1 protein-coding gene is annotated in these 940 nt (G+C 43.3%); it reads right to left on the reverse strand.

Translation table 11 applies throughout. The features are described from left to right. Window positions 1-170, reverse strand: a 170-nt coding sequence (locus RTW80_RS26100) for a GTP-binding protein (RefSeq protein WP_312720979.1), incomplete at its 3' end; no start/stop codon positions are given. Window positions 171-940: the final 770 nt, after the last annotated feature.

Raw genomic sequence — 940 nt, forward strand, 5'->3', positions numbered from 1 at the left:
ATATCTGTGTTGGCGATCAGCACGCCGTCCACATCCAGTTCGCTCATGTCATTGACTATGACAGAGACTGAAAGCTGTTTTTCGTGTGCCTGTATGAGCAGGTTTTTCAGCAGAGTGGTTTTCCCTGCGCCGAGGAAGCCATTGAGAATGATGACAGATGTTGTTTCCATATCAGCAGTACACCAGTTAGTTAGCGAGGAAGGCGCTTGGTGGTACAAAGAGCATCCGGATTGAATCGCATAACGTCGACGGGAGTTGTTGTCGTTTTTCCTGTGAGGTCTCAACCTGCCACAGAACGCACCGGATTTATTGGTATTTAGTCTCCATCAGCATAATTATCACCATTTTTATCTCCGGGGGAAGATTTGTTCTGAACAGGAGTGGGAGGTGTGACCTCCTGAAAGTAATTACAGATTGCTAGTTGTTGTATTTTTATTCGAATATGTCTCTTCGTATCAGTGATAGCACCTAGATAAAGTATATTCCAGGAGCGTTATCTGTTCTAGATATCAGAGAGTCAGTCATTTGTAAAAAAGAGAGCTGCATCATTCTATTTTTCCTGTCTATTCACCCTGTTGTCGTATCTAAAAGACATCCGTTCCGAGGATGTCGGGCACCCGTTCTGTACTAAGATACATAGCTTTTGGGTCTGCACTATTTGGAACCGACAGAAGTCTGTCTGTGATATCCGCATTTTTCTGTGTGCGATATATTCCGAAAAACTTCAAACCACTTAAAAGAGGTGTTTCCGGAGGATAAGTTCGACCAGGGAATAGTGTTTCCTGGTAAGTGTGGCGGAGCCAGTTCACCAGGAGTATCTTTCTTATCCAGTTATACTGGATTTTATTAGATGATCACCCTACCCTGCAGCAGTACGCTGACGGTGTTTTTTTGGGAGAACCATTATGAATAACGTCATCTTTGATTGGTATTTATCTAG

Source organism: Escherichia sp. AM3, from assembly GCF_032029835.1.
Taxonomy (GTDB): domain Bacteria; phylum Pseudomonadota; class Gammaproteobacteria; order Enterobacterales; family Enterobacteriaceae; genus Escherichia; species Escherichia coli.